A 23,974-nucleotide genomic window follows, 5' to 3' on the forward strand; every position below is an offset into this window, starting at 1 on the left:
ATAGTCTGGCGTTGACTTTTGGCACGCTGTTGAGTTCTCAAGGAACGGACGCTTCCTTTGTACTCACCCTCTCGGGCTTTCCTCCGGGCGCTTCCCTTCGTTGTTTCCAACCTTACCAGATCCGTTTCCGTCTCTGGCCCCCTGCTGGAGCGGGGTCCCACCGTCTCGCTTTCGCTTTCCGGCGGTTCCGACTCTATCAGATCCTTTTCCGTTCCGTTTCCGGTCCGAATTCGTTTCCGATTCCCCGTCGGCGGGGATTTGTTTCGCGCCTTTCGGCGTGATCACTACTTTACCGGATTCCCCCGGTGGTTCCTAATCGGAACCCGGTCCCGAATTCCGGCATGCCGAAATCGATCCCGTTCAAGGGCCGTGCAGTAGAGATTGCCGCCAGTGAGGCGTGAAGTGCCGCCTCGCCGTCCTCGCGGACGCCGTGGCAACTCGGAGAACTCTACACGAGCTCCAGGGGTGCTCCGCCCCGGGTGGGCCCGGCCCCCGCCCGGTCCCCGCCCGGCCCCTGCGGGCTCTCGGCAAGCTCCCGGGCCCGGCTCCCCCGCCTAGCTCTTGCGCTTCTTCTTCCGGGCCGCCGGGTTCCCCGTACGGGTGGTGCGGCGGCGCTCGTAGCGCGCGGCGGCCTCCTCGTACTCCTCGCGGCGCAGCTTCTCGCCGGGGGCCTCGGTGAGGGTGCGGAGGGCGTACGCGAGCAGGGATCCGATGAAGCCGATCATCATCATGCTCTGTGTCGACCGCTCGGCCGCGGCGTCCGCCGGGCCGGCGGAGCGGCTGCCGAACCGCTCCCAGGTGCGGCGGAACGCCAGCGCGCTGCATACGGCGAAGGCCACGACCACGAGCATGTTGACGAGGCTGCCGACCTCGGCGACCGCCAGGCCCTCGTAGCCGAAGCGCAGGACGAACGCGCCCGCCGCCGCGGCGACCAGCGCGCCGAGGCCCGCGCCGACGCGGCGCAGCGCGTATCCACCGTCGTGGTTCACCCAGGTCGTGCCGAAGAACCTGATCGGTTCCGGCTGCGGCCCGGCCGCCTCGTGCTCATCGCTCATACGTCGATTATCGCCGTCGGCCCCGGACCGCCCCGGGCGCCGCTCAGGAACAGCGGATGGCCACGAAGCCGTCGCTGCCCGTCTTCACATACGCGTCCGACACGTACTGGCCGGGCGCGATGCTGTCCCAGACGTCGGTGGTGCCGTACGGGCCGGAGACCGTCTCGCCGCGGGTCTGGCAGCGGATCGGCACCCGGGAGTTCTCGCCGAGCACCTTGACGATCTGGCTGCCGGTGTTCGGGCCACGGCGGACGTTGACCTGGACGCCGGGCGCGACCGGGTAATAGATGGTGCCGGCGGACTGCACGGAGAGAGCCGCGGGCCGCTGAGCCCCGCCCGCACCGGCCGCCTCGGCCGCGCCGTCGGACACGCCTGACTCGCTGGACTCGTTGATCTCGCCGACGGCCATCAGGCCCTCCCCCGTACTGGTCGAATGTCATGTGCAGGCTAGCAAGGCGCGGCATGCCTCCCCGGTTTCGACAGGCCCATCGATTAGGCTCCGGAAGCCGCCGCACGCGGCCGAAAACACACGGGGGTGGGGGAATGCCGCCGCTGCGCAGGACCGGGGCGGACCCGGAAGCGGAGGATCCGGGGTACGCCGGCCAGTACCGGCTGGAAGGGCGACTCGGCTCCGGCGGCATGGGCGTGGTCCACCTGGCGCGCTCCGCTTCCGGACTGCGGCTCGCGGTCAAGGTCGTACACGCCGAATACGCGGTGGACCCCGAGTTCAGGGCGCGTTTCCGCCAGGAGGTCGCGGCCGCCCGGCTGGTCAGCGGGGCCTTCACCGCGCCCGTCGTGGACGCGGACCCGGACGGCGTACGGCCGTGGATGGCGACGCTCTACATTCCCGGTCCCACCCTTTCCGAGCGGGTCAAGCGGAGCGGTCCGCTCGGCGGGGACGAGGTACGGCGGCTGGCGGCGGGCCTGGCCGAGGCGCTGCGGGACATCCACCGGGCGGGCGTGGTGCACCGTGACCTCAAGCCGAGCAATGTGCTGCTCGCCGAGGACGGCCCGAAGGTCATCGACTTCGGCATCTCCCGCCCGTACGACAGCGAGCTGCGCACCGAGACCGGGAAGCTGATCGGCACTCCGCCGTTCATGGCCCCCGAGCAGTTCCAGCGGCCGCGCGAGGTGGGGCCCGCGGCGGACGTGTTCGCGCTGGCGTCGCTGCTGGTGCACGCGGCGACGGGACGCGGGCCGTTCGAGTCGGAGAGCCCGTACATCGTGGCGTACCAGGTGGTGCACAACGAGCCGGATCTGACCGGGGTGCCCGAGGACCTCGTTCCGCTCATCCGCGCCTGCCTGGCCAAGGACCCCGGCGAGCGGCCCACACCGGACGCGATCATGGCGCGGCTGCCGCACGCGGGCAACGGCGACGCCGGGAGTGTCAGGGGTGCCGATACGTTCCCCCACACTTCCCTGCTCTCTCCCGGCTCTCCCGCACCGCGCGACTCCGAACGCACTCACGTGCGCGCCGCCACGGCCGCCCGTCCGGACGCCGTCCCCGGGCCCGCACCGGCCACCGGCCGGTCCCGGCGCCGTCGCGCGCCCTGGATCGTCGCCGCGGCCGTGGTCCTCTCGGCCCTGGCCGGGGGCGGGTACTGGCTGCTGCGCGGGACCGACGATCCGGACCGGCCGCTCCAGACGCGGCCCACCGCGGCGGGCGCGGACTGGAAGCCGTGGGCGACGTCCGTCCCCGGGGACGCCTCGGGTGACGGCCGGGTGCGGGCCGGGTTCTGCGCCTACGGGGAGGCCGCGCTGTACTGCTCGGCGCCCGGGGTGCAGGCGGCCCGTATCGACGCGGCCGGTGGCCAGGTCGTCTGGCGGCGGCCGGTCGAGGACGGGAAGCCCGGCCGGGGCGCGGCGCCGGCCGGTACCGAGCGGTCCGGTGGGCTCGCGCCGCCCGCCCCCGTCGTGTCGGGCGGCCTGGTGCACGTGACGACGCCGGACGGCAGCCGGCTCACGGCGCTCGACCCGGCGACGGGCGAGCCGCGCTGGACGCGGAACGTCTCGGTGTACGGCGGGCGGGTCTACCACGCGGGCGACACCGTGCTCCTGGTCTCCGCGGACGGCACCGTGACCGCCGTCGACGGCGCCACGGACCGGCAGCTGTGGAGCCACCGCCTGCCCGGGCACGCCAAGCCCGTCTTCTCCTCCTACGGCGGCGGAACCGCCTACGCCGTCTCCCCGGCGGGCGCCGGCGGCGGGCACCGGACCCAGGTGCTCGCCCTCGACGCGCGGCGCGGTACGACGCTGTGGCAGCGGACGGCGGACGGGGACCTGACCACCGTCGGCGTGGGCCCGCGCGACGCGCTGTACCTGACGGCCGCCGACTCCGACAACCGTGTCTCGGCCGTCGTCCGGTACGACCCGGCCGACCGGAGCGAGCGGCGGGTCCCGCTGGGCACGCCGCTGAACGCCACGAGCGCCGTCGCGTACGGCGACGCGGTCTATCTGCTGTCCACGGACGGCGGCCTGACGGCGGTCGGGACGACCGCCGAGGCGGCGAAGGAGATGAAGGGGGCGAAGGGCCCGGGGCAGCTGTGGCGGCTGGATACGGCCGTGGCGAACGGTTCGGCGCTCGTCGCCACCGACCGGCGGCTGTACTTCTCCGCCGCCGACGGCCGGCTGCTGGCCGTGGACGCGGGCCGGGGCGCGCTGCTCGGGCAGACTGCGCCCCGCCTGACCAAGGCGGGCCGGGGCTATCTCGATCTGCTGCCGGCGCCGGTCGCGGCGGACGGGAAGGTGTTCGGGGCGGCGCCGGACGGGACCGTGTTCGCGGTGAGCGACCACGATCCGGCCGGCTGGCGCTGACCCGGCGGTGGGGCCGGAGGCCCCGTACCGCCCGGGGCTCACCCGGTCGCGACGGGAGGCCCCTGCCCGGACGGAGCGCACGCGGGTGCGCACGCGGGAGACGCACCGGCGCCCACGGCGGCCTGACCGCGCGCACGCGGGCGCGCCCACGGGAGACGCCCTCGCGGTCGGGAGCCGTGCGGACGGCTACGGGAGCCGTCCCCGCCGTCCGGAGTACAGGTGGGCCGCGGGGGGATGTCCCCGCGGCCCGAGGCTGACATCAGCGGCCCCGGCGGTCCGGTCGGCTCCGGCTCACCGGGAGGGCCCGTACGTCCCGCGGGACGTCCCGCGGGACGTACGGGGAGCGGGACCGTCGGGCCCGATCCCCGGCGCCCGTCGTCCCGTCAGCCTCCCGTCAGCCCGTCCAGACGGCTGACGTCCCGCACCGCGCCCTTGTCCGCGCTGGTCGCCATCGCCGCGTAGGCCCGCAGCGCCGCCGAGACCTTGCGGTCACGGTCGCGCGGCGCGTACCTGCCGCCGAGCGCCTCGCGGCGGGCCGCCAGCTCCTCGTCGGGGACGAGGAGCTCGATGGAGCGGGCCGGGATGTCGATACGGATCCGGTCGCCGTCGTGGACCAGCGCGATCGCGCCGCCGGAGGCCGCCTCGGGCGAGGCGTGGCCGATGGAGAGGCCCGAGGTGCCGCCGGAGAAGCGGCCGTCGGTGACCAGGGCGCAGGACTTGCCGAGGCCGCGGCCCTTGAGGAAGGACGTCGGGTAGAGCATCTCCTGCATTCCGGGGCCGCCCCTGGGGCCCTCGTAGCGGATGACGACGACGTCGCCCTCCTTGATCTCCTTGCGGAGGATCTTGTCGACGGCCTCCTCCTGCGACTCGCAGACCACGGCCGGGCCCTCGAAGGTCCAGATCGACTCGTCGACGCCGGCCGTCTTCACGACGCAGCCGTCGACCGCCAGATTGCCCTTGAGGACGGCGAGGCCGCCGTCCTTGGAATAGGCGTGGGCCGCGTCGCGGATGCAGCCTCCGGCGGCGTCCGTGTCCAGGGAGTCCCAGCGCTCGGACTGGGAGAAGGCGGTGGCGGAGCGGACGCAGCCGGGCGCCGCGTGCCACAGCTCGACGGCCTCGGCCGACGGCGAGCCGCCGCGCACGTCCCAGGTGCCGAGCCAGTCCTTGATGCCGGGCGAGTGGACGGTGTGCACGTCCTCGTTGAGCAGCCCGGCGCGGTAGAGCTCGCCGAGGATCGCGGGGATGCCGCCGGCGCGGTGCACGTCCTCCATGTAGTACGTGCCGCCGGGGGCGACGTTGGGCGCGACCTTGGCCAGGCAGGGCACCCGGCGCGAGACCGCGTCGATGTCCTTCAGGTCGTAGTCGAGACCGGCCTCCTGCGCGGCGGCGAGGAGGTGGAGGATCGTGTTGGTCGAGCCGCCCATGGCGATGTCGAGTGCCATGGCGTTGTCGAAGGCGGCGCGGGTGGCGATGTTGCGCGGCAGGACCGACGCGTCGTCCTGCTCGTAGTAGCGCTTGGTGATCTCGACGACCGTGCGGGCCGCGTTCTCGTACAGCGCCTTGCGGGCGGTGTGGGTGGCGAGGACGGAGCCGTTGCCCGGGAGGGAGAGGCCGATGGCCTCGGTCAGGCAGTTCATGGAGTTGGCCGTGAACATGCCGGAGCAGGAGCCGCAGGTCGGACAGGCGTTCTCCTCGATGCGGAGGACGTCCTCGTCCGAGACGTTCTCGTCGACCGCGTCCACGATGGCGTTGATCAGGTCGAGCTTGCGGACGGTGCCGTCGACGAGGGTGGCCTGGCCGGCCTCCATCGGGCCGCCGGAGACGAAGACGACGGGGATGTTGAGGCGCAGGGCGGCCATCAGCATGCCCGGGGTGATCTTGTCGCAGTTGGAGATGCAGATCAGGGCGTCGGCGCAGTGGGCCTCGACCATGTACTCGACGGAGTCGGCGATCAGGTCGCGGGAGGGCAGGCTGTAGAGCATGCCCGCGTGGCCCATGGCGATGCCGTCGTCGACCGCGATGGTGTTGAACTCGCGGGGCACCGCGCCCGCCGCCAGGATCGCGTCGGAGACGATCCGGCCGACCGGTGCGAGGTGGGTGTGGCCGGGGACGAACTCGGTGAAGGAGTTGGCGACCGCGATGATCGGCTTGCCGATGTCACCGCTCGCTACGCCCGAGGCCCGCATAAGGGCGCGGGCGCCCGCCATGTTGCGGCCGTGGGTGACGGTGCGGGACCTCAGCTCGGGCATCCTGCTCGACTCCTCGAAGTGTGTCGGCGCCGTGTATGGCGTCTTTCGAGCCTACGCCCGGGACTCAGGGGGTGGACGGAATTTCCGCGATGTGAGACGGGTGGGGATGGGCGGGTGCGGGTGGGTGGGTGGGGTGCCGCTGCGCGGGGCCTTTCCCCAGCCCCGCCCCTTCCCGGAACCGGAGGCTTCGCCCCCGGGCCCCCTTCCGCGCTGACGCGCGGTGTCCTCAAGCGCCGGACGGGCTGAATCCGCCCGGTTCCGGGCGACAACTCAGCCCGTCCGGCGCTTGAGGACCGGGGCCCGGGGCGGAGCCCCGGTTCGGGAAGGGGCGGGGTGGGGAACAAGGCCCCGCGCAGCGCCCCCGGCCCGCGCCCTACCGCTGCCCGGCTCCGCCCGCCCCCGCCAGATGCCGCTGCACCGCCGGTGCCACTATCGCCACGACCTCCTCCAGATCCGCCGAAGCCAGCGGCTCCACCTTGATGACGTGCCGCAGCATCGCGACCCCGACCAGATGCGCCGCCGCCAGCTCGGAGCGCAGCCGGGGGTCGGGCAGGTCGAGTTCCCCGGCGATGCGGGCCATCAGCCGGGTGGTGACGAGCTCGCGGAAGACCGTGGCGGCGGTCTCGTTGGCGACGGCGGAGCGGACGATCGCGAGGAGGGGTTCGCGGGTGGCCGGGTTCTCCCAGATGCCGAGGGTGAAGCGGGTGAGCCGCTCGCCCAGGGTGTCGCGGTCACCCTTACGGAAGATGTCGGCCGCTTCGAGCGCGGGCGCGAAGTCCGTCTCGACGGCGGCGGCGAAGATCTTCTCCTTGGGGCCGTAGTAGTGGTGGACGAGCGCCGGGTCGACGTCCGCGCCCCGGGCGATGGCGCGGATGGACGCCTTGTCGTAGCCGCGCTCGGCGAATTCCGCGCGGGCCGCCGTAAGGATGCGCTCACGGGCGCCGGGCCCTCCGGTGTCCGTACGGACGGGACGGCCGCGCTTCTTCGGGGCACCGGCGGCGGAGGCGGCGGTCATGCGCGCGGGACACCGGTCGGGGAAGCGAGGTGCAGACGGGTGAAGGCGAGGGCCTCGGCGAGGTCGGCCTCGCGCTCGGCGGAGGACATGGCGCGCCGGGTGTTGACCTCGATGACGACATGGCCGTCGAAGCCTCCGACCGCGAGGCGCTCCAGGATCTCGGCGCAGGGCTGCTTGCCCCGGCCGGGCACGAGGTGCTCGTCCTTGGCGGAGCCGTTGCCGTCGGCGAGGTGGATGTGGGCGAGCCGGTCGCCCATCCGGTCGATCATCTGGAGGGCGTCCGTGCGGGCGGTCGACGTGTGCGAGAGGTCGACGGTGAAGTGGCGGTAGTCGTCCTTGGTGACGTCCCAGTCGGGGGCGTAGGCGAGCATCTCGCGGTCGCGGTAGCGCCACGGGTACATGTTCTCGACGGCGAACCGGACGTCCGTCTCGTCGGCCATCCGCCACAGGCCCTGGACGAACTCCCGCGCGTACCCCCGCTGCCAGCGGAAGGGCGGGTGGACGACGACGGTGCTCGCGCCGAGCTTCTCGGCGGCCGCGCGGGCGCGCTGGAGCTTGACCCAGGGGTCCGTGGACCAGACCCGCTGGGTGATCAGCAGGCAGGGCGCGTGCACGGCGAGGATCGGCACCCGGTGGTAGTCGGACAGGCGGCGGAGCGCCTCGATGTCCTGGCTGACGGGGTCGGTCCACACCATGACCTCGACGCCGTCGTAACCCAGGCGCGCGGCGATCTCGAAGGCCGCCGCCGTCGACTCCGGGTAGACCGAGGCGGTGGACAGCGCGACCTTCGCATCCGGGATGCGCACCACTGGCTCTGTCACGAGGGACAGCGTACGACCGCCTTCCGCGCGGCGTGGCGGGTGGCTCCCATGTGGCGGAACCGCTACCGGTCGGCCGTAAGGCGTCTGCGAGGAGCGGTGGGAGACGGTCCGCAGGCCGGTCAGGGGCCGTCGGAGGACGACCTCGGACGCTCGTGGAGTGGCCGGAAACCGTACGGTCGCGGGCTTACGGGTCCGGGCTTACGGGTCCGGGCACGGTCCCGTACTGACGGGTCCGGGCGTACGGGTCCGGACTCACGGTCCCCGCCGTCCGGTCAGTCGGTGGGCAGGTGGTCGAGCCTGCGCAGGATGACGCCCTCGCGCAGTGCCCAGGGGCAGATGCCCAGCTCGTCGATGCCGAAGAGGTCCATCGCCGCCTCGGCGACGAGCGCGCCGGCCAGCAGCTGGGGCGCGCGGCCGGCGGACACGCCGGGCAGCGTGGTGCGCCGTTCGACGGTCATCCCGGCGAGCTTGGGCACCCACTCCTCCAGGGCCTTGCGGGTGAGCGAGCGGGTGACGTAGACGCCTTCGACGGACCGGGGGGCGCCCGCGATCCGGGCGAGCTGTTTGAAGGTCTTGGAGGTGGCCACGGTGCGGTCGGGGCCGCCGAGCCGGGCGAAGTCGCCGACGATCCGGGCGATCTGCGCCCGTACGTGCCGGCGCAGGGCCCGTATGTCGGTGGGGTCGGGCGGGTCGCCGGGGAGCCAGGCGGAGGTGAGCCGGCCGGCGCCCAGGGGCAGCGAGGCGGCCGCGTCGGGTTCCTCGTCGAGGCCGTAGGCGATCTCCAGGGAGCCGCCGCCGATGTCGAGGACGAGGAGCTTGCCCGCCGACCAGCCGAACCACCGCCGGGCGGCCAGGAACGTCAGCCGGGCCTCCTCCTCGCCGCTCAGGACGGTGAGGGTGACACCGGTCTCCTTCCGGACCCGGGCCAGCACGGTGTCCGCGTTGGACGCCTCGCGGACGGCGGAGGTGGCGAAGGGGAGGACGTCCTCGCAGCCCTTGTCCTCGGCGGCCTGGAGGGCGTCCCGGACCACGGCGACGAGGCGGTCCATGCCCACGTCGCCGATCGCGCCGCCGTCGTCGAGGAGCTCCGCGAGGCGCAATTCGGCCTTGTGGGAGTGGGCGGGCAGCGGGCAGGCCCCGGGGTGCGCGTCCACGACCAGCAGATGGACGGAATTCGAACCCACGTCAAGGACACCGAGTCTCATGGCCTGAACGCTACTGCGACGCCCGGGGGCGCATAGGCTTGAGGGGTGGCAAAGACGAAGAAGGCGAAGCCGGGCAAAAAGCGCGAGAAGGCCGTCGAGATCTCCAGGAACCAGGTCGCCGGGAAGCAGGCGTCGGCGGGCCCGGGGGTCTCCGACGAGGTCGGGCTCGACTTCGCCCGCGCCTGGGTCGAGTTCCCGGACCCCGCCGACGACGAGCAGGTCTTCCGCTGCGACCTGACCTGGCTCACGTCCCGCTGGAGCTGCGTCTTCGGCAGCGGCTGCCAGGGCATCCAGGCGGGCCGCGCCGACGACGGCTGCTGCACCCTGGGCGCGCACTTCTCGGACGAGGACGACGAGCGGCGCGTCGCGGGGTTCGTGGAGCGCCTCACGCCGGAGATGTGGCAGTTCCACGAGGTGGGTACGGACAGCGGCTGGACGCAGCTGGACGAGGACGGCGAGCGGCAGACGCGCCGCTGGCAGGGCTCGTGCATCTTCCAGAACCGGCCGGGCTTCGCGGGCGGCGCGGGCTGCTCGCTGCACATCCTGGCGCTGAAGGAGGGCCGGGAGCCGCTGGAGACGAAGCCGGACGTCTGCTGGCAGCTGCCGGTGCGCCGTACGTACGACTGGATCGACCGGCCGGACGACACGCGGATCCTCCAGGTCTCGATCGGTGAGTACGACCGCCGCGGGTGGGGTCCGGGCGGGCACGACCTGCACTGGTGGTGCACGTCCGCGACATCGGCGCACGGAGCGGGCGAGCCGGTCTACGTCACGTACCGGCCGGAGCTGACGGAGATGATGGGCAAGGAGGCGTACGCCCGCCTGGTCGAGCTCTGCGAGGAGCGGATGGCCTCGCTGCTGCCGATGGCACCGCACCCGGCGGACCCGCGCTGACGCGGTCCGGCCTCGGGCCGGCGCACGGCGGCCTTCCTTGGGCGGGCGCGGGCACACCCTCGTGGGCGGGCGCGGGCACACCCTGAACACGCCCCGACCGGAGAGGCCGCGCGCGCCGAGGCGGATCCGCGCTGACGCCACCCGGCTTCCGGCTTCCGGCTTCCGGCTTCCGGCTTCCGGCTTCCGGCGGACGCACGGCGGCTTCCCATGGGCGGGCACGGGCACGCCCTGAACCGCCCCGACCAGACGTACCGCGCGGCCGGCACGCCCCCGCGCCCGGCGGACCCGCTCTGAAGTCACCCGGCTCCCGGCGGACGCACGGCGGTGGCCCCCAGGAGCGGGCGCGGGCACGCTCTGAACCCGACCGGACGCGTGCCGCACGCACCCGGCCGGACCCGCGCTGCGGTCGCCCGCCGAGGCTACGGGCCCCCCGGCAGCGGCTCCGGCTCCGGCGCGGAGTGGGAGAGGCACCGGCCACGCCCACCGAGCCCCCGTCGACGCACCGCCGACCCCCGTCACGGGGCCGGGCTCGGCCCCGGTGCCGATGGTGCCGGGTCCGGCGGAGGTGGTGACGGTCGCGGTGGGCTCGGGGAGGGCTCCGGGGCGCTGCCCCGGCCCTCGATCGTGACCGTCGAGCCGCCCGGCGCCACGGCCACGCGGGCGCTCCAGCGGCCGGCGGGCTCGCTCGTGTGGTCGACGGTGACGACGACCGTGAGGGACTGCCCGGGGCGCAGCACGCCGCCGGTGCGGCTCAGGCGCAGCCAGGGCGCGTCGGTCGTCATCGACCACACGACCGGCTCGCCGCCGCTCGCCCTGAGGGTGATGAGTGTGGTGGTGCCGCTGGGCTGCGCCTCCAGGGTCAGCCTGCCGGGGCCCGGCACCGGCGGGGGCGGCGGGCCGCCGGGCAGGGGGGCGGTGCTCGCCCCGGCCGGTGGCGAGGCGCTGCCGGAGGGCGGGGCGGGCACCGGTCTGCCGTCCGGCCCGATCACGGAGACGGAGAGGTCGGCCGCCCGGGGCCCGGCCAGCGACAGCGAGCCGACGGTCTTCCGGGCCGGGCCCGTCCCGTCGAACGGGTACTGGGCCGTGCCGCCGGTCTCCTCGGCGGAGACCGAGGCGGGTTCCTGGCTCTCCCCCGTCTCCGGCGCCCCCCGGTAGGCGGCCCACAGGGCCAGCACCGGGGCGGCGACGACCGTCGCGACGACCGTGGTCGTGAGGGCCCTGCTGCGCAGCCGCCCGCGCCGGGCGGCCCGGTCCTTGGGGTCCTGGGGGAAGCCTCTGCGGTCGAAGCGCGGGGTGGGCGGGGCGGCGGAGCCGCGCTGCCGGTAGGCGGCCAGGGCGTCCAGCATCGCGGCGTGCACGGCGGCCACGGGCGCTTCGACGACGGGCAGGGCGGCGGACGACGCGGCCGTGCCGGGCCAGGGCTCGCCGGCGGTGGCGCGCTCGGCGGTGCGGCGGCAGTCGGCGCAGTCGTCGACGTGGCGCACGAGCTCGCGGCGGAGGGCCGCGCCCAGGAGGACCTGGGCGTCGCCGGAGAAGCGGGAGACGACCGGGCAGTGCCCCGACTCCACGACGGCCAGCGCCGTCCGGGTCCGCTCGACCTCGCAGGCCGCGCTGGAGAGCAGGCCCCGGGCGGCGTCGGGCTCCAGCCGGAGGACCGCGGCGACCTCCTGGGGCGAGAGGCCGTGCCGGACGGCCAGCTCCAGGGCCTCGCGCTGCTCCGCGGTGGTCCCGGCCGCCTCGGGCCAGGCGAGCAGGGCGAGCTCCTCGCGGCGGCCCCTGGGGGCGGCGACGGGCGCGGGGGCGTGGGCTTCGCCGGCCTTGGCGCCCTGGGCCATGAGGCGGCGCAGGCAGGCCCAGCGGGCGAGGGCGTAGAGCCAGGAGCGCCGCAGGCCGGTGTCGGTGCCGGCGCCTTCCGGGGAGCGGTCGGCGCGCCGCTCGGCGAGGGCGAGGACCTCGCCCAGGGCGGCGACGGCGGCGTCGTGCTCGCACAGCACGGACAGGCAGTAGGTGAACAGGCCGTCGACATAGGGCTCGTACGGGACAGGCGGCCGCTGGACGAGCGTTTCCTGGTCCGTGCGGGCGGCGCGCGGCGCACCGCGCTGGGCACGGTGCGCGCCGGTGGCGTGCGTAGGGTGCTCGGGCCTCCTGGTCATCATCCCGGCGACGGTAAGCGGGCCAGGGGGGCCTGCTCGCGCTGCGGACGCAGGATTAACCCGTTCGGGTGGTCTTCTCGCTCAAAAGAGGACAGGAGGACTTCATTCCGCATGTGCCGGGGCCGGACGTGGAAGCGGCCGCGCCACGAGGGCCCTGAGGAGTTGACCGGCCCGGATGCCACCGCGGCCCGCCGGGGCCACCGCGGCATGCCGGACCCCCGCGGCCCCCCACCAGGACCACCCGGGCTTTCGGGACCTCCGAGGTCCGCCGGACTGTCCCGGACCCAGCCCAGCCCAACCCAACCCCCAGCCCGTCCGATCCCACCGGACCCCCGTCAGGCCCCCGTCAGGCCCCGCCCGGGCGCCATCAGGGCTCCGGACGGTTCCCCACCGGTCCACCCGGCCCACTGGTCCACCCGGCCCGGCGGTCCGTACAGCCCGCCGGTCCGTAGGCCGCCACCGCTCCGTACAGCCCACCCGTCCCCACGTCCTACCGGTTCCGCCCGGACGCCGCGGCCGCCCGTGTCAGTGCCCACCGCTACGGTGACCCCCATGGCTGCCCGTACCCGCTCGTCCGCCAAGGACCGGCCCTCCTACCGCTGCACCGAGTGCGGCTGGACCACCGCCAAGTGGCTCGGCCGCTGTCCCGAGTGCCAGGCGTGGGGCACGGTCGAGGAGTCCGGCGCGCCCGCCGTCCGTACGACCGCGCCCGGCCGGGTCACCTCGGCCGCGCTCCCCATCGCGCAGGTGGACGGCCGGCAGGCCACCGCGCGCAGCACCGGCGTGGCCGAGCTGGACCGCGTGCTGGGCGGCGGCCTGGTGCCGGGGGCCGTCGTGCTGCTCGCGGGCGAGCCCGGTGTCGGCAAGTCCACGCTCCTGCTGGACGTCGCCGCCAAGGCCGCCTCCGACGAGCACCGCACGCTCTATGTGACGGGCGAGGAGTCCGCGAGCCAGGTCAGGATGCGCGCCGACCGCATCGGGGCGCTCTCCGACCATCTCTACCTGGCCGCCGAGACCGATCTGTCCGCCGTCCTCGGTCACCTCGACTCCGTGAAGCCGTCCCTGCTGATCATGGACTCGGTGCAGACGGTGGCCTCCCCGGAGATCGACGGCGCGCCCGGCGGCATGGCCCAGGTGCGCGAGGTCGCGGGCGCCCTTATCCGCGCCTCGAAGGAGCGCGGCATGGCCACGCTCCTCGTCGGTCACGTCACGAAGGACGGCGCCATCGCGGGCCCCCGCCTGCTGGAGCACCTGGTCGACGTGGTGCTGAGCTTCGAGGGCGACCGGCACGCCCGGCTGCGCCTGGTGCGCGGCGTGAAGAACCGCTACGGCGCGACGGACGAGGTCGGCTGCTTCGAGCTGCACGACGAGGGCATCGTCGGGCTGACGGACCCCAGCGGCCTGTTCCTGACCCGGCGCGACGAGCCGGTGCCCGGCACCTGCCTCACGGTGACCCTGGAGGGCCGCCGCCCCCTGGTGGCCGAGGTGCAGGCACTCACGGTCGACTCGCAGATCCCCTCGCCCCGCCGCACCACCTCCGGCCTGGAGACGTCCCGGGTGTCGATGATGCTCGCCGTCCTGGAGCAGCGCGGCAAGATCAGCGCTCTCGGCAAGCGCGACATCTACAGCGCGACGGTGGGCGGCGTGAAGCTGTCCGAGCCGGCGGCGGACCTGGCCGTGGCGCTCGCCCTGGCCAGCGCCGCCAGCGACACCCCGCTGCCGAAGAACCTGGTGGCCATCGGCGAGGTCGGGCTCGCGGGCGAGGTCCGGCGGGTCACCGGCGTGCAGCGGCGGCTGGCGGAGGCGGCCCGGCTGGGGTTCACGCACGCGCTGGTGCCGGGCGACCCGGGGAAGGTGCCCGGTGGGATGCGCGTCCTGGAGGTGGCCGACATAGGCGAGGCGCTTCGAGTGCTTCCCAAGCGGGTACCCCGGGAGAACCGGCGCAAAGCCGGGGCGGACGCACCGGCCGAGGAGAGCCCTCTCTGAACCGGAAGGGAGCCCTCTTTAATAGGCTGGGCGCCGGAATACGCCAGTAGACTTTGCCCTGGTCTCGCCCGTACGTACGGACAGCAGGGCGGCCTGCGGCACCGTTGACCTTGCGACCGGAGGAGTGCAGTGGCAGCCAACGACCGGGCATCGGGCCCCGGCAGGGCCGGGGGTGGCTCCGGTGGCTCCGGCGACGGGCTGATGCGCGCCTCGCTGAGCGCCGTGGCGCCCGGCACGGCCCTGCGCGACGGCCTGGAGCGCATCCTCCGCGGCAACACCGGCGGCCTCATCGTCCTGGGCATGGACAAGACCGTCGAATCCATGTGCACGGGCGGTTTCGTCCTCGACGTGGAATTCACCGCCACCCGGCTGCGCGAGCTGTGCAAGCTGGACGGCGCGCTGATCCTCGACAAGGACATCACCAAGATCGTGCGGGCGGGCGTCCAGCTCCTGCCCGACGCCTCGATCCCCACCGAGGAGACCGGCACCCGCCACCGGACGGCACAGCGCGTGTCCATCCAGTGCGGCTTCCCCGTCGTCTCGGTCAGCCAGTCGATGCGGCTGATCGCGCTCTACGTGGGCGGCGAGCGGCGCGTCCTGGAGGAGTCGGGCGCCATCCTCTCCCGCGCCAACCAGGCGCTGGCCACCCTGGAGCGCTACAAGCTCCGGCTGGACGAGGTCGCGGGCACCCTCTCCGCCCTGGAGATCGAGGACCTGGTCACCGTCCGCGACGTGACGGCCGTCTGCCAGCGCCTGGAGCTGGTCCGCCGGATCGCCACGGAGATCGCGGAGTACGTCGTCGAGCTCGGCACCGACGGCCGCCTCCTCTCCCTCCAGCTGGACGAGCTGATCGCCGGCGTCGAGCCGGAGCGCGACCTGGTCGTGCGGGACTACGTCCCCGAGCCCACCGCCAAGCGCACCCGCACGGTGGCCGAGGCACTGTCCGAGCTGGACGCCCTCACCCACCCCGAGCTGCTCGAACTGCCCATCGTGGCGCGCGCCCTGGGTTACAGCGGCTCCCCGGAGACGCTGGACTCCGCGGTCTCCCCGCGCGGGTACCGCCTGCTGGCGAAGGTGCCGCGGCTGCCCGGTGCGATCATCGACCGGCTGGTGGACCACTTCGGCGGCCTCCAGAAGCTGCTCGCCGCGAGCGTCGACGACCTCCAGACCGTCGACGGCGTGGGCGAGGCGCGTGCCCGCTCGGTCCGCGAGGGCCTCTCGCGCCTCGCGGAGTCCTCGATCCTCGAGCGGTACGTATAAGGGTTACGGCGTAAGCACTACGCGTAGCGAGGCGGGGTACGTCCGGCGAGCGGCGCGGGCGACATACGGCTGAGGCGGCCCATCGGGCCGCCTCACGTGTTTCCGGGTCGGTGCCGGTACGGCCCGGTCGTTACGGGACGGGCTGGTCAGCCCCCTGTTGTTCCCGGGATCAGGACCCGTCCGGGCCCGTCCGGACCCGTCACGCCCGTCGCCCGCCCGTCACGCCTTCTCCAGCTTGAACTCCAGCCGCTCGGTGACGCCCGCCACCTTGACCTCGACCCGGTAGGTGCCGGAGCCCGCCACGGCGTCGCCGGCCGGCGTCGCGCACTGCGGGGCGGTGCGCTTGCGGTCCCATTCCACCGTGCGCTTGGTCTCGCCCGAGCCGGGCAGCTCGACGAGCAGGGCACCGGCGCCCCGGGCGCAGTCGTCGGAGGACCAGACGTGGTCGTCACCGCTGCTGATCTTCATAAAGGCCGCGGGCGCGCCGAAGTTCACCTTGCAGGCACCGCCGCCGGTGTTCTTCACCACGATCTCGAACTTGGGCTTCTCGTCGGGGCCGTAGGCGTCCTTGACGCTGCGGACCGTCAGCCGCACCGCGCCTGACGCGCAGTCGGGCAGGGAGGAGCCGGCCGGGACCGTCCGGCCGTCGCCGCTGCCGAGGACACCGCCGCCACCGGAACCGCCCGTGCCACCGCCGCCACCGGTCCCGCCGCCGGCCGCGTGGTCACCTCCGGCACCACCGGAACCGCCGGCCCCACTGGAACCACCGGTGCCGCCGGAGCCGCCGCCCGAGTCGCCCCGTCCGCCGGGCCGTTGACTGATGTGCGGGCCCGAGGGCGTCGGGCCGGGCGTGATGGTGCTGTCGGCCGGCCCCTTGCCGTTCGAGCCCTTGCTCTGGTCGCCCCCGGAACCGCTATCACCCCCAAGGGTGACCATCCACAACACCACCAGGACGATGAGGCCGAGCAGGCCAAGCGCAACTGCCCTCCGCCGCCAGTAGATGGAGGAGGGAAGCGGCCCGATCGGATTGCGCAGTGATCCCACGCGAAGACTCTACGAGAGATCGGCCGGGGCACCAGCCCATACCCGCCGCACGGGTGCCTACTTTTCTCATGATCTGCCCGCGCGGAGGGGCCGTTCCGTTGTCGACACCTGACGAAAGTCAGGGTTGCCGTATGCCTATCGCCCGGTGTGGTGAGGAGGTGACGGTCCGTACGGTCCTGTGCCCATGGACAACGATCTCTACCTCGACATCACCGACTTCGCCCGCTCCACGCCCGGCTGGGTGCAGGACCTCGCGGAAGTGGGGACGGAGGCCGGGCTGTTGCTGCTGATGGCGGTGGCGGTCGCCGTCTGGTGGCGGGCCCGCCGGGGCGGCGCCCGCCAGGTCGCGCTGGCGCTGCTGGCACCGGTCACGACGGCGCTGGCGTACGGGATCAGCGAGGCCGTCAAGAGCGTCGTCGAGGAGGACCGGCCGTGCAGGGCGGTGGCGGGCGCGGTCGCCTCGCTCGCGCCCTGTCCGCCGCCGGGCGACTGGTCCTTCCCGAGCAACCACGCCACGCTCGCCGCGGGCCTCGCGGCCGGAGCCGCGCTGGCCCGGCGGCTGGTGGCGTGGCTGGTGCTGCCGCTGGCTCTGCTGGTCGCCTTCTCCCGCGTCTTCCTCGGTGTCCACTACCCGCACGACGTGGCCGTGGGCCTGCTGCTGGGCACGGCCGTCGCGCTGCTGGGCGCCCGGCTGCTCGTGGGACGTGGCACGGCGCTGGTCGAGCGGGCGCGCGAGGGGCGGCTGCGGGTGCTCGTACGGGCGTGAGGGCGGGGTCCGCCGGGTGCCGGCCCGGCCGGGCGGCGTGACCTGGCGGAGGGCCCGGCCGGACCGCACGACGGACTGCGGCCGGGCCCGGGGTTCCGGCGGGCGGGAGTTCTCGCCCCTTCCGGAAGGCGTGCCGCGTCGGGGGGGGGACATGGGTCCCGGCGGACGGGAGCCCGCGTCCCCGACGAGCGGCGGGCCGCGCCCGAGAGCCGCACGTCAGGGGCGGGTCCACTCCGTCTTGTGGCCGAAGCCCTGGCCGTTGTCGATCAGCCGCAGCCAGTCGGGGCGCAGTTCCCACAGGTCCGTGCGCTCCATGGCCTGGCGGAGGCGGTCGTTGCGCTCCACATAGGGGAAGCGCGTGGCGTACGCGCGCCAGCGCTCCTCACGTTCCGCGCCCTCCAGACGGCGACACGCGCCCCGGCCTTGAATGCCCGTCAGGGCGGTCCACACCTGGCCCTCCCGCTGGGCGGTGAAGGCGGCCCGGCCGTCACCGGCGAGGAGCGCGCGGCCGTGACGGGTGGTGGCCGAGGTGACGAAGAGCAGGACGGGACCCACCGGGCCCGCGCTCCCCGCCCCGCCCGCGCCACCAGGTCCGCCACGTCCGCCGCCGGATCCGCCACCGGATCCGGAGCCGGGTTCCCCGCCGGACGAGGCCACGGCTCCGGACGAGGCCACGGCACCGGCTCCCGCTTCCGCTCCGGCTCCCGCGATCGCGTAGAGCACGGCGCACGCCTGCGGCCCGTCCTCGTCCACGTAGGCCAGGGTCATGGTCGTGTGCGCGTCGAGGGCGGCGAGGATCTCACGCGGCACTCTGCTCTCCGTCTCGCTCATGGGCCCATTCCACCCCGCTCAGGCACCGGTCACCAGTCCGGCCTCGTAGGCGAGGATCGCGGCCTGCACGCGGTTCCCGACCTCCAGGTGGTCCAGGACCGCGCTGACGTACCCCTTGACCGTGCCCTCGACGAGGTGCAGGCGGCGGGCGATCGCGGCGTTGGAGAGGCCCTCGCCGAGCAGGGCGAGGACCTCGCGCTCGCGGGCGGTGAGCCCGGCGGTGCGGGCGCGGGCGGCGGTGCCGCGGGTCAGGCGCTCGCCGCCCAGCTCGGCGATGACGTGCCGGGCGACCTTCGGGGAGAGGTAGGCGCCGCCGTCCGCCACGGCGCGCACCCCGGCCATCAGCTCGTACGGATCGCCGGACTTGAGGAGGAAGCCGGTGGCGCCGCCGCCGAGGGCGCGGGAGACGTAGGCGTCCTCGGAGAAGGTGGTGAGGATCGCGACCGCCGTGCCGGGGACGGCGCGCCGGATCTCCTCGCAGGCGGCGAGGCCGTCCATGACGGGCATGCGGATGTCCAGCAGCGCCACGTCGGGGCGGTGCGCGCGGGCCGCCTCCACGGCCTGCCGGCCGTCCGCGGCCTCGGCGACCACCTCGACGGCGGGATCGGCCGCGAGGACGGCCCGTACGCCCGCCCGGATCATCGCCTCGTCGTCCGCGAGGAGAACCCTGATCACTCTGCTCACTCTTTCTTCTCCTGTTCCACAATCTCCGTCGCGCCGCCGGCCCTGGGGACGCGGTCCTTCGCCACGAGGCGGCCGTCGCGGAAGCAGAGCCGGTAGTGGTCGACGCTGACGAAGAGTTCGCCGGTGGCCCGGTAGTAGCGGCAGTCCGCCCCGGCGGGCGGTTCCGGGGCCCGGTCGGACGGCGGGTCGGTGACCCGGCGGTCCGGCAGTACGGGCGCGACGGCGGCGTACGGGGCGCCGACGCGCAGCCCGGCGTACTCGGCGGGGGTGAGCACCGAGTGCGTCTTCACGTAGGCGTACCAGCCGAAGGCGGCGGTCACGAAGACGGCGGCGCCCGCGCCGGCCACGGCGAACGGCACGACGGTCCCGCGCCGGGTGGCCCGTCGGGCGCGGGCGAAGGCGTCGAGCGGGGTGGCGTCCCGGGGGCCGCCCGCGGTCTCCCCGGACGGCGTCCCGCCGGGTGCGACCGGGTCCGCGAGCGCCCGGGCGGGCGGCGCGGGGTGGGCACCGGTGCCGTCGGGTACGGGTGGGTGTTCCCGCGGCGCGCGGGCTTCCGGGGCATGACGCCCCGGGCGACCGGCGCCCGCCGCCGCGTGCGGGAGCCTCGCGCGGACCCGGAAGCCCCCCTGGTACGGGCCCGCCGTGAAGTCGCCTCCGGCCAGGGCGACCCGCTCGCGCAGCCCGAGCAGCCCGGTGCCGCCGTGCGACGCGGGGGCGGGGTCAAGGGCGCGGTCCGGGCCCTCGCCGGGTGCCGGTCCGTTGACCACCGTCACCGCCGTCTCCCCCGGCCGCTCCTCGACGTCCACGGCCACCTCGGCGCCGGGCGCGTGCTTGGCGGCGTTGGTCAGCGCCTCCTGGACGACCCGATAGGCGGCGCGCGCCGCCATGGAGGGCGCTCCTTCCGCTTCCTCACGCGGGGCGCACAGGCGCACGTGCAGGCCCGAGGCCGACGCCCGTGCGACGAGCGCCGTGATCGTCTCGTCGGCGGGGGTGAGCGAGGGCGGCGACGGGTCGCGGAGGATGCCGATGATCTCGCGCAGCCGGTCGGTCGCGTCGGCGGCCGCCCCGCGCAGCTCGGCGGCGGCGGCCCGGTGCTCCGGGGCGAGGCCGGGCGCCACCTGGAGGGCTCCGGCGCGCAGCGCGATGAGGCTGAGCTCGTGGCCGAGCGAGTCGTGCATGTCCTGGGCGATGCGGGCGCGCTCCCGCAGCCGGGCCCGGTCGGCGACGATCTCCTGCTCGCGCTCCAGCTGCGCGGCACGGCCCCAGCCCGCGGCCACCAGCGCGCGGTCCTGGCGCCGGTAGCGGCCGACGAGCCAGGGGAAGACCGCGCCGAAGAGCAGGGTGCCGGTCAGAACCAGCCATTCGACGACGGGGTCGGCGCCCCGCAGGACGACGAGGGGCGTACCCGCCGCCGCGACGCCCGCGAAGGCGTACAGCGCCGGGCGGGGCCCGTCGGCGCGGCGGCCGAGGAGGTAGGCGAGGACAGCCAGGGCGGGCCCGTAGCCCAGCGTGAACAGGGACGGCGAGACCGCGAGTCCGAGACCGGCCACCAGCAGCAGGGCCGGGACGGGCCGGGACCGGGAGAGCGCGACGGCGAGCGCGAGCACCGCGCAGTCGGCCGTCCGCAGCCACCAGGGCCGGGGCGCGTTCAGGCCTAGCGGCCCCACGGCGAGCGCGGGCGCGGCGAGCGCCGCCCACAGCAGGACGTCGGGCAGGGTCCCGCGCGGGGTGACGGTGCGTCTCACCGGGCCGACGGTACAAGCGGACGAGGGCGCGACGCCTCTGACGAAAGTCAGGGATACGGGGGGGCGGGGGTGCGCCTGCGGCGGGCCTTTTCCCCTACCCGCCCCTTCCCGTATCCAGGGGCTTCGCCCCCGGGCCCCCTTTTCCGCGCTTCGCGCGGTGTCCTCAAGCGCCGGCGGGCCCAAAATCCGTCCGGCGCTTGAGGACACCGGGGTCCGGGGCGAAGCCCAGGTTTCGGGAAGGGGCGGGGCCGGGGGAAAGGCCCGCCGCAGGCGCACCCACCCGTTGACGAAAGTCATGCCCACGGGGCCCGGCGCGTTTCCCGCTCGTGCGCGTCCGTGTCAGGATCGGTGACGCCATGACTGCCATGACTGCACCGCCCGAGACGCCGGCCCTCCTGCACGACCCCGTCATCGACTGGTTCGGCGCCCATGCCCGTGATCTCCCCTGGCGCCGCCCGGAGGCGGGGCCGTGGGGGGTGATGGTCAGCGAGTTCATGCTCCAGCAGACGCCGGTCAGCCGGGTGCTGCCGGTGTACGAGCAGTGGCTGGCCCGCTGGCCGCGCCCGGCCGACCTGGCCGCCGAGCCGCCCGGCGAGGCGGTCCGCGCGTGGGGCCGGCTCGGGTACCCGCGGCGCGCGCTGCGGCTGCACGCCGCCGCGTCGGCCATCACGGAGCTGCACGGCGGTGACGTGCCGCACGACCACGCGCGGCTGCTGGCGCTGCCGGGCGTCGGCGAGTACACGGCGGCGGCCGTCGCGTCCTTCGCCTACGGCCAGCGGCACGCCGTCCTCGACACCAACGTGCGCCGGGTCTTCGCCCGGGCCGTGAGCGGCACCCAGTACCCGCCGAACGCGACGACCGCCGCCGAGCGGAAGCTGGCCCGCGCGCTGCTCCCCGAGAGCGAGCCGGTGGCCGCCCGCTGGGCCGCCGCGACCATGGAGCTGGGCGCGCTGGTGTGCACGGCCCGCACCCCCGACTGCGCCCGCTGCCCGATCGCCGCCCACTGCGCGTGGCGGGCGGCCGGCTCGCCGGAGCACGACGGTCCGCCGCGCCGCACCCAGAGCTACGCCGGTACGGACCGGCAGGTGCGCGGCAAGCTGCTGGCCGTGCTGCGCGAGGCGATCGACCCCGTGCCGCAGGCGGTGCTGGACACGGTGTGGAACGAGCCGGTGCAGCGGGCCCGCGCGCTGGACGGGCTGGTGGCGGACGGCCTGGTGGAGCCGCTGGCGGACGGCTGGTACCGGCTGCCGCTCAGCGTCCCGGCGCCCTCCGGCCACTGACGTCGCACACCCCCGCGCGCCCCGGTCACACACACCCGCGCCACCGCACACATCACAGTGATGAAGTGAAGGCGCGGAGCCCCCTTTGCGCCCCATTTCTTCGTCTTTAACGTTCCGCTGTTACACAACCTATGGACAGCTGTGTATCAGCCGAAGGTCTGATGCACATGGCGTCGCAACAGCGCCTCCGTAGCGTCCTACTCGTGCTGGAGGACCACCAGCGTGACGCGGGGAACGCAAGCGGAATGGAGGCTGCACGATGGCCAGCAGCGGCAAGGTTCTGGACTTCGAAGAGTACGTGCGCAACCGTCAGGACGCCCTCCTGCGCAGCGCCCGCCGTCTCGTGCCGGACCCCATCGACGCGCAGGACCTCCTCCAGACCGCGCTGGTGCGCACGTACGGCCGTTGGGACGGCATAGCGGACAAGTCGCTGGCCGACGCCTACCTCCGGCGTGTCATGATCAACACTCGTACGGAGTGGTGGCGCGCCCGCAAGCTGGACGAGGTCCCCACCGAGCAGCTCCCCGACGCGAGCGTCGAGGACGGCACGGAGCAGCACGCCGATCGCGCCCTGCTGATGGACATCCTCGGAGTCCTGGCACCCAAGCAGCGCAGCGTCGTCGTGCTGCGACACTGGGAGCAGATGAGCACCGAGGAGACCGCGGAGGCGCTCGGCATGTCGACGGGCACGGTCAAGAGCACGCTGCACAGGGCGCTCGCGCGGCTGCGGCAGGAGCTGGAGAGCCGCGATCTGGACTTCCACGCCCTGGAGCGCAACGAGCGGGGGCAGGAACGGTGCGCAGCCTGAGAAAGGCGGCTCCCGCACGGCCGGCACTGATCACCGGCGGCACGGTCACAGCGTTGGCCGCGGCCGCCGGTCTTCTGCTTGCCGGGTGCGACGCGGGCAGCGAGGGCGTCCGTAAGGAGGGCACCGCGCAGACCCAGTCGGCGGCGAAGCCCAGCCGCGTGCCCTCGTCGTCGGCCGTGCCCACGCACGAGAAGGTCGACGCCATCAAGCTGATCAAGAGTGATCCCAAGGTCAGCGATCAGGTCAAGAAGAACCTCAAGCCCTGCACGAAGAACAACTACCCCGTGGACGTGATCTACGGGCAGCTGACCGACGGTTCCCGCAACGACGTGGTGATCAACGTTATGACCTGCGCGGATTCCATCGGTGTCGGTTCCTATGTGTACCGTGCCAAGGGCGACTCGTATGTGAACGTGTTCGCGGCCGAGCAGCCGCCCGTCTACGCCGACATCGACCGCCGCGACCTCCAGGTCACCCGGGAGGTCTACGGTCCGGGTGACGCGGCGTGCTGCGCGTCGGGCAGGGATGTCATGACGTACCACTGGTCGGGGAACGAGTTCCGGGAGACCGGTCGCACCCATACCGACTTCAGCAAGGTCGGTAACAACGACAAGGAACTCCCGAGCGTGGGAACGGAGGGCTGAGAGCGGCGTGGCCGATACCCATGTGCTCTTCGTCGAGGACGACGACGTCATTCGCGAGGCGACCCAGCTGGCGCTGGAGCGCGACGGCTTCGAGGTGACCGCGGTGCCGGACGGCCTGCTGGGGCTGGAGCGGTTCCGCGCCCGTAAGCCCGACATCGCGCTCCTCGACGTCATGGTGCCCGGTCTGGACGGCGTCAGCCTGTGCCGCCGGATCCGTGACGAGTCGACCGTCCCCGTGATCATGCTGTCCGCGCGCGCGGACAGCATCGACGTCGTGCTCGGCCTGGAGGCCGGGGCCGACGACTATGTGACCAAGCCCTTCGACGGCGCCGTGCTCGTCGCCCGGATAAGAGCCGTGCTGCGCCGCTTCGGCCACGCCAGCGGCCCCAACGGCTCGACGGGCGCCGAGCAGCCGGAGCCCCTCGCGGGCGGCGTGCTGCGCTTCGGCGACCTGGAGGTCGACACGGAGGGCATGGAGGTCCGCAAGGCGGGCGAGCCCGTCGCCCTCACGCCCACCGAGATGCGGCTGCTGCTGGAGTTCTCGGCGGCGCCCGGCACCGTGCTCTCCCGCGACCGGCTGCTGGAGCGGGTCTGGGACTACGGCTGGGGCGGCGACACCCGGGTCGTGGACGTCCATGTACAGCGGCTGCGCGGCAAGATCGGCCAGGACCGGATCGAGACGGTCCGCGGCTTCGGCTACAAGCTCAGAGGCTGAGCACC

At 74.2% G+C, this 23,974-nt stretch carries 20 protein-coding genes; 9 read left to right on the forward strand and 11 right to left on the reverse strand.

All coding sequences use genetic code 11. The features are described 5' to 3' along the window. Positions 1–554: 554 nt before the first annotated feature. Positions 555–1,055, reverse strand: coding sequence for a hypothetical protein (locus tag LUZ64_RS26660; protein WP_095578844.1), 501 nt, complete (start codon positions 1,053–1,055; stop codon positions 555–557). Positions 1,056–1,098: 43 nt separating this feature from the next. Continuing rightward, positions 1,099–1,464 (reverse strand): SH3 domain-containing protein, encoded by a 366-nt coding sequence (locus LUZ64_RS26665; protein WP_232390363.1) that lies wholly within the window; start codon positions 1,462–1,464, stop codon positions 1,099–1,101. Between the two features lie 134 nt (positions 1,465–1,598). Here LUZ64_RS26665 and LUZ64_RS26670 point away from each other — a divergent pair, with 134 nt between their 5' ends. After that, the gene (locus LUZ64_RS26670) at positions 1,599–3,869 is read left to right on the forward strand and encodes a serine/threonine-protein kinase (protein WP_095578845.1); all 2,271 of its coding nucleotides are present in this window, start codon (positions 1,599–1,601) and stop codon (positions 3,867–3,869) included. 383 nt (positions 3,870–4,252) lie between these two features. Here LUZ64_RS26670 and ilvD read toward each other — a convergent pair whose 3' ends face one another. The 4 genes from ilvD to LUZ64_RS26690 form a co-directional block, all read right to left on the reverse strand. Continuing rightward, a complete protein-coding gene (gene ilvD, locus LUZ64_RS26675; RefSeq protein ID WP_095578846.1) occupies positions 4,253–6,118 on the reverse strand; it encodes a dihydroxy-acid dehydratase in 1,866 nt (621 codons plus the stop codon). 373 nt (positions 6,119–6,491) lie between these two features. Next, positions 6,492–7,133, reverse strand: coding sequence for a TetR/AcrR family transcriptional regulator (locus LUZ64_RS26680; protein WP_095579691.1), 642 nt, complete (start codon positions 7,131–7,133; stop codon positions 6,492–6,494). Next, positions 7,130–7,954 (reverse strand): sugar phosphate isomerase/epimerase family protein, encoded by an 825-nt coding sequence (locus LUZ64_RS26685; RefSeq protein WP_211304957.1) that lies wholly within the window; start codon positions 7,952–7,954, stop codon positions 7,130–7,132. The genes LUZ64_RS26680 and LUZ64_RS26685 overlap by 4 nt, the downstream gene beginning before the upstream one ends. A 272-nt stretch (positions 7,955–8,226) precedes the next feature. Then, the gene (locus tag LUZ64_RS26690) at positions 8,227–9,159 is read right to left on the reverse strand and encodes a Ppx/GppA family phosphatase (protein WP_095579689.1); all 933 of its coding nucleotides are present in this window, start codon (positions 9,157–9,159) and stop codon (positions 8,227–8,229) included. Between the two features lie 99 nt (positions 9,160–9,258). On the opposite strand from LUZ64_RS26690, the gene LUZ64_RS26695 reads away from it, so the two are divergent. Further along, positions 9,259–10,053 carry a DUF3109 family protein gene (locus LUZ64_RS26695; protein WP_372472035.1) on the forward strand — a complete coding sequence of 265 codons (795 nt, stop codon included), beginning with the start codon at positions 9,259–9,261 and terminating at the stop codon, positions 10,051–10,053. A gap of 515 nt (positions 10,054–10,568) precedes the next feature. On the opposite strand, the gene LUZ64_RS26700 is transcribed toward LUZ64_RS26695, so the two are convergent. Beyond that, the gene (locus LUZ64_RS26700) at positions 10,569–12,209 is read right to left on the reverse strand and encodes a BACON domain-containing protein (protein WP_232390364.1); all 1,641 of its coding nucleotides are present in this window, start codon (positions 12,207–12,209) and stop codon (positions 10,569–10,571) included. A gap of 549 nt (positions 12,210–12,758) precedes the next feature. On the opposite strand from LUZ64_RS26700, the gene radA reads away from it, so the two are divergent. After that, positions 12,759–14,192 carry a DNA repair protein RadA gene (gene radA, locus LUZ64_RS26705; RefSeq protein WP_095579437.1) on the forward strand — a complete coding sequence of 478 codons (1,434 nt, stop codon included), beginning with the start codon at positions 12,759–12,761 and terminating at the stop codon, positions 14,190–14,192. A 129-nt stretch (positions 14,193–14,321) separates the two neighbouring features. Continuing rightward, positions 14,322–15,452, forward strand: coding sequence for a DNA integrity scanning diadenylate cyclase DisA (gene disA / locus LUZ64_RS26710; protein ID WP_095579438.1), 1,131 nt, complete (start codon positions 14,322–14,324; stop codon positions 15,450–15,452). A gap of 219 nt (positions 15,453–15,671) precedes the next feature. Here disA and LUZ64_RS26715 read toward each other — a convergent pair whose 3' ends face one another. After that, entirely contained in the window at positions 15,672–16,496 is an 825-nt protein-coding gene (locus LUZ64_RS26715) for a hypothetical protein (RefSeq protein ID WP_143593033.1), read from the reverse strand. A gap of 184 nt (positions 16,497–16,680) precedes the next feature. Here LUZ64_RS26715 and LUZ64_RS26720 point away from each other — a divergent pair, with 184 nt between their 5' ends. Then, on the forward strand, positions 16,681–17,262 hold the full coding sequence (locus LUZ64_RS26720) for a phosphatase PAP2 family protein (protein ID WP_095579441.1): 582 nt from the start codon (positions 16,681–16,683) through the stop codon (positions 17,260–17,262). A 216-nt stretch (positions 17,263–17,478) separates the two neighbouring features. Here the strand turns inward: LUZ64_RS26720 and LUZ64_RS26725 are convergent, their stop codons facing one another. The 3 genes from LUZ64_RS26725 to LUZ64_RS26735 are packed head-to-tail and all read right to left on the reverse strand — an operon-like array spanning position 17,479 to position 20,522. Beyond that, the gene (locus tag LUZ64_RS26725) at positions 17,479–18,093 is read right to left on the reverse strand and encodes a pyridoxamine 5'-phosphate oxidase (RefSeq protein ID WP_232390365.1); all 615 of its coding nucleotides are present in this window, start codon (positions 18,091–18,093) and stop codon (positions 17,479–17,481) included. 18 nt (positions 18,094–18,111) lie between these two features. Next, positions 18,112–18,768, reverse strand: coding sequence for a response regulator (locus LUZ64_RS26730; RefSeq protein WP_095579442.1), 657 nt, complete (start codon positions 18,766–18,768; stop codon positions 18,112–18,114). 5 nt (positions 18,769–18,773) lie between these two features. Continuing rightward, entirely contained in the window at positions 18,774–20,522 is a 1,749-nt protein-coding gene (locus LUZ64_RS26735) for a sensor histidine kinase (protein ID WP_232390366.1), read from the reverse strand. A 356-nt stretch (positions 20,523–20,878) separates the two neighbouring features. Between LUZ64_RS26735 and LUZ64_RS26740 the strand changes: the two genes are divergently transcribed. The 4 genes from LUZ64_RS26740 to cseB all read left to right on the forward strand — a co-directional run bounded on the left by LUZ64_RS26740 (position 20,879) and on the right by cseB (position 23,969). Further along, positions 20,879–21,802, forward strand: a complete 924-nt coding sequence (locus LUZ64_RS26740) for an iron-sulfur binding domain-containing protein (protein ID WP_095579444.1) — start codon at positions 20,879–20,881, stop codon at positions 21,800–21,802. 259 nt (positions 21,803–22,061) lie between these two features. Continuing rightward, positions 22,062–22,610 (forward strand): SigE family RNA polymerase sigma factor, encoded by a 549-nt coding sequence (locus tag LUZ64_RS26745; protein ID WP_087926908.1) that lies wholly within the window; start codon positions 22,062–22,064, stop codon positions 22,608–22,610. After that, on the forward strand, positions 22,598–23,254 hold the full coding sequence (locus LUZ64_RS26750) for an LppP/LprE family lipoprotein (RefSeq protein ID WP_232390367.1): 657 nt from the start codon (positions 22,598–22,600) through the stop codon (positions 23,252–23,254). Before LUZ64_RS26745 ends, LUZ64_RS26750 begins: the two co-directional genes overlap by 13 nt. Positions 23,255–23,261: 7 nt before the next feature. Further along, positions 23,262–23,969 carry a two-component system response regulator CseB gene (gene cseB, locus LUZ64_RS26755; protein WP_095579445.1) on the forward strand — a complete coding sequence of 236 codons (708 nt, stop codon included), beginning with the start codon at positions 23,262–23,264 and terminating at the stop codon, positions 23,967–23,969. The last annotated feature ends 5 nt before the right edge of the window (positions 23,970–23,974 follow it).

The sequence above is a fragment of the Streptomyces albireticuli genome, assembly GCF_021228125.1.
Lineage (GTDB): Bacteria > Actinomycetota > Actinomycetes > Streptomycetales > Streptomycetaceae > Streptomyces > Streptomyces albireticuli.

What these genes read in the sequence shown, in the direction of transcription:
- LUZ64_RS26660 (WP_095578844.1), bottom strand. Translation starts at nt 1,055, where the DNA reads ATGAGCGATGAGCACGAGGCGGCCGGGCCGCAGCCGGAACCGATCAGG.
- LUZ64_RS26665 (WP_232390363.1), bottom strand. Translation starts at nt 1,464, where the DNA reads ATGGCCGTCGGCGAGATCAACGAGTCCAGCGAGTCAGGCGTGTCCGAC.
- LUZ64_RS26670 (WP_095578845.1), top strand. Translation starts at nt 1,599, where the DNA reads ATGCCGCCGCTGCGCAGGACCGGGGCGGACCCGGAAGCGGAGGATCCG.
- ilvD (WP_095578846.1), bottom strand. Translation starts at nt 6,118, where the DNA reads ATGCCCGAGCTGAGGTCCCGCACCGTCACCCACGGCCGCAACATGGCG.
- LUZ64_RS26680 (WP_095579691.1), bottom strand. Translation starts at nt 7,133, where the DNA reads ATGACCGCCGCCTCCGCCGCCGGTGCCCCGAAGAAGCGCGGCCGTCCC.
- LUZ64_RS26690 (WP_095579689.1), bottom strand. Translation starts at nt 9,159, where the DNA reads ATGAGACTCGGTGTCCTTGACGTGGGTTCGAATTCCGTCCATCTGCTG.
- LUZ64_RS26700 (WP_232390364.1), bottom strand. Translation starts at nt 12,209, where the DNA reads ATGATGACCAGGAGGCCCGAGCACCCTACGCACGCCACCGGCGCGCAC.
- radA (WP_095579437.1), top strand. Translation starts at nt 12,759, where the DNA reads ATGGCTGCCCGTACCCGCTCGTCCGCCAAGGACCGGCCCTCCTACCGC.
- LUZ64_RS26720 (WP_095579441.1), top strand. Translation starts at nt 16,681, where the DNA reads ATGGACAACGATCTCTACCTCGACATCACCGACTTCGCCCGCTCCACG.
- LUZ64_RS26725 (WP_232390365.1), bottom strand. Translation starts at nt 18,093, where the DNA reads ATGAGCGAGACGGAGAGCAGAGTGCCGCGTGAGATCCTCGCCGCCCTC.
- LUZ64_RS26740 (WP_095579444.1), top strand. Translation starts at nt 20,879, where the DNA reads ATGACTGCCATGACTGCACCGCCCGAGACGCCGGCCCTCCTGCACGAC.
- LUZ64_RS26745 (WP_087926908.1), top strand. Translation starts at nt 22,062, where the DNA reads ATGGCCAGCAGCGGCAAGGTTCTGGACTTCGAAGAGTACGTGCGCAAC.